Source organism: Sphingopyxis sp. BSNA05, from assembly GCF_013265645.1.
Classification (GTDB): domain Bacteria; phylum Pseudomonadota; class Alphaproteobacteria; order Sphingomonadales; family Sphingomonadaceae; genus Parasphingorhabdus.
In genome coordinates, this window is sequence record NZ_PYIA01000122.1 from 1 (window position 1) to 3,576 (window position 3,576).

Annotated in this window: 2 protein-coding genes and 1 pseudogene; 1 reads left to right on the forward strand and 2 read right to left on the reverse strand. The window is 57.0% G+C overall.

Features of this window, described 5'->3' with window-relative positions; translation table 11 throughout:
* Positions 1 to 356: 356 nt before the first annotated feature.
* Entirely contained in the window at positions 357 to 1,133 is a 777-nt protein-coding gene (locus tag C8024_RS14625; protein WP_173206532.1) for an SDR family NAD(P)-dependent oxidoreductase, read from the reverse strand.
* A gap of 231 nt (positions 1,134 to 1,364) precedes the next feature.
* On the opposite strand from C8024_RS14625, the gene C8024_RS14630 reads away from it, so the two are divergent.
* Entirely contained in the window at positions 1,365 to 1,769 is a 405-nt protein-coding gene (locus tag C8024_RS14630) for a glycine zipper 2TM domain-containing protein (RefSeq protein ID WP_173206535.1), read from the forward strand.
* Between the two features lie 126 nt (positions 1,770 to 1,895).
* On the opposite strand, the pseudogene C8024_RS14635 reads toward C8024_RS14630, so the two are convergent.
* Positions 1,896 to 3,576: pseudogene (locus C8024_RS14635) on the reverse strand (LVIVD repeat-containing protein); the annotation flags it as partial.

Here is a 3,576-nt window from a genome sequence, read left to right on the forward strand (position 1 = left end):
GGCGGCGACGTGGTTCTGGATGTTTGCATTGATCATTTTGAAGTTCCTTTTGGTTTAAACTGGGGCTTCGCAAATTGTTTCACGAAGATGTCCATAGCTTTGCACAGGCCGTGCCAGTTCTGGAAAATCTATATAAATCAAAGGGATGGTGGAATATCGCCCTAGGCGCTAGATGAACGGAAGCTGAATATTGGGGAAAAATCCCAATATTTGGTATTTCAGTTATCGGGCGCAACGGGCGGGCGCGCAGTGGCGCGCCGGTGCCGCCGGTCGCAAGGGGGAGCCGGGTTCGCTGCGCCGGCCCCGGGCGTGGGGCCAGCTCTTAGGTCCAGGCTGGGGGGATCAGGGGAGGCGGATCAATATTGCGCGGTGCCGCCATCGACGCTCAGCGTTCCGCCGGTGATGCCCGCGCCGGCCTCGGACGCCAGCAGGACGGCCATCGCAGCGACCTCCTCGACCTTGCCGGGGCGTTTGAGGGCGCTCTCCTGGGAGAACATGTCGATCATCTCGTCAAAGGTCATGCCGAGGCCCTTTGCTGTCTCCGGGCCACCCTGCATGATCAAGTCGGTCAGGATCAGGCCGGGGCAGATCGCGTTGACCGTGACACCCGAAGTGCCAACTTCCTGGGCCACCGCCTTGGTCATTCCGTTGATGCCGTGCTTGGCGATTGTATAGGGGGCGAAGGTCGGCTTGCCCATCTTGCCTTCGGTCGAGCTGATGTTGATGATCCGGCCCCATTTCTGCGCGATCATCGGTTTGAGCGCCCGGCGGGTCGCCCAGAATGTGGAATAGATGTTCCATTTCATAGCCATATCAAAGGCTTCGTCGGTCAGATCGACCAAAGGCGCCAGATCCCCCGCGCCGCCCGAATTATTTACAAGGATGTCAATAGCACCGAAATGCGCGGCGGTCTGGTCAACAAAAGCCTCAACCTGACTCTGCTCCATCACATCCCCGGCAACAAAAATCGCCCGATCCCCAACACCCAGTTCCGCGACAACTTCCGCACCTTTTTCCGGATTCCGCGCAAAAAGTGCAACATTCGCCCCCTCCGCCAGAAACGCCTCGGCAATCCCGCGACCAATACCCGCCGTGCCGCCCGTAATCGCTGCTGTCTTGCCCTTCAATTTCATCGCTCTTCCTCTTTTCAATGTCGGTCGATTGCTATCGGACGGTGTGACAATCGACAATGGATTAAAACGCTAGTCCGACCATTCCCGTTCATTCCGTTCAGATAAAGCGATCCAAACATGAACCTTCGATAACGTCAGCATTCAGCAACCGGTCAACGGCACGCCGCTAGAAGCAATTTTGTCAGCAGCAATCGATTCGGGTTCCGGAAGAGCCCTTTTGGAGTGAAGAATATGATCAACAAGATTATCGGAAGCCTAGCAATTTCAACCGCAGCCATTGCCACTATGGCCGCTGCATCGCCAGCCGAAGCGCGGGGTGGCTATTATAACGGTGGCTATTACGAGCAGGTCCGCAGCGACGGCTATCGCGAATATCGGCGGGGAGACTATTATCGGGACAATCGCTACCGTGACCGTCGCGATTACCGTGACCAGCGCCGCTACCGGGACAACAGATATTCCAGCAACCGGCGCTATCGCGGCTGTGACCGCGGCACCGGTGGCACGATTATCGGAGCGATCGCGGGTGGATTGCTCGGGAACGAACTCGCCGGACGAGGTGACAAGACCGAAGGCACCATCATTGGCGGTGCAGTAGGCGCTTTGGCCGGACGTGCGATCGACGGCAACTGCTGAAGGCCTTGCGGTCCAATTTTTGAGTTAAACCCTGCGCTATGACGCGCAATGGCTTAAATTCCCTCGGGTTGCGTATTGGGGGACAGGGGGTCGGTGCTGTTTTATAGCCCGGCCCCGATTTTTCTATCACTTGGCAAGCAAGGGCGGAACCGGTCCGATCCAGTCGGCAATATCCGGCTCGTCCGTGACGAAATAAGGCTTGCCCTTGCTGTTGAGGTAGAAACGTTGCATTTCACTGCGTGTGAAGGGACGGGAGCCGAGCCGTCCGAAGACCGCCATCTGTCCGCCCGTCTCGTCCACCGCGCGATCGCGGTCCAGCCCCTTGGACAAGGCCAGTGCCGGTTTCGGAGTGCGGGCAAAGGCTATAAGCTCAGGCTTGGGTGCGGGCGAGAATCCATAATAGTTTTTCTGGCTGTCAGGCGTGGTCAGCTGGATCACCTTCAGGCCGTTGCGACCATCGGCGACATAGGCAAACAGGGTGGCATTGGTCGACCCGACAATCACATCCTCTGCATCATTCATTGTGCCGCCGAAAGTCTCTTTCAGATAGACGGTAGGTGCTTCCGGCCGAGTGATATTGGCAATCACCAGACCTTCGTCCTTGGCGGCGATATAGGCGTAGGTGCGGGCGAGGTAGAGACGGCGCGCGTTGCGCAGCGGGATCGTCCCTGACGGCACCGCAACGGGCCTCTCCATATCAGTGACATTGAACAGTTTCACGCCGTTGGCATCGGTTACCCAGAGATAGCGGAATTGCAGCGCCGAGGCTCTGGCATCGTTCATCGGAATGGTGATGACGTGGCGCGGTTTCAGCGGATCATCCAGATCGATCAGCGTTAATCCTGCCGTCGTGGTGATATAGGCATAGTGCCCGGCCAAGGTAATATGCTGGGCTCCGTCAAGCACCCCGCCTTCGTTCCAGGTCAGGCTGCGCTTGAAAAATTATTGCGGAATTCGCCGTCGGCCAATGTGTTGATATTGACGAGGATCAGGCCTTCTTCGCTGTCGGTGATTACTGCATAATCATAGATCGGATGGAATGCTTGTTCCTCGTTAATTTCGCGCAATTCCTTGGTGTTGCGGGTGGGCGCAATCGGCTGGTTGGTGGCGAGCGCCATACAGGTCGCGTTTTTGGTATCAACATGGGTATCGTGGCCAAGCGAAGAGAAGGGCGCCTTGACGATGCGCTCGGAGAATCCCTTGTTGCCGATCGAGGCTACGTCATAGGCGCGGAAACCGCCTTTGCCTTCGGCGACAAACATATATTCTCCGCGCAATTGTAGACAGCGAACGGCATCGCTCGTGCCCTGAATGACATTTTTAAACTCTTCGAGCGCCTTTGTTTCGCCGGACAGATTTTTGTCGAGCCGCTCGCCGCGGACCCAGTCGATCAGTTCCCGATCATTGTCCTCGACATGCATCCGCCAGTAATCTGGATAGGCATATTTCTGCAGATAGGAGCCGATCACCGCCTGCGGTTCATCCCATTCGGTAACCCGGACCGCTTCAAACCCTTTCTCAAGACCGACCCATGCGTGGAGGCCGATGAAATTGACGAAATTCGTACCCTGCAGCAGCGTTTGCGCCATGATCGCATTATTGTCATTGGCTTCGCTAACGTGACAGTCAGAGCATTGTTTGGTCTCGGTCTTGCGCACGGTGTGCGGGAAATGCGGCGCGAAAGCTTGCGAGGAGAAACCGATTCCGGAAATCGGGGGCTGCTGGACGTAGATGCGTTCGCGATTGATGTTGGTCGAGGACAGGATCAGGGCCGACGTGGAGCGGACCGGAGCGATGACATTGCCCT

Coding starts and splice junctions, on each gene's coding strand:
- C8024_RS14625 (WP_173206532.1), bottom strand. CDS start 1,133: ATGAAATTGAAGGGCAAGACAGCAGCGATTACGGGCGGCACGGCGGGT.
- C8024_RS14630 (WP_173206535.1), top strand. CDS start 1,365: ATGATCAACAAGATTATCGGAAGCCTAGCAATTTCAACCGCAGCCATT.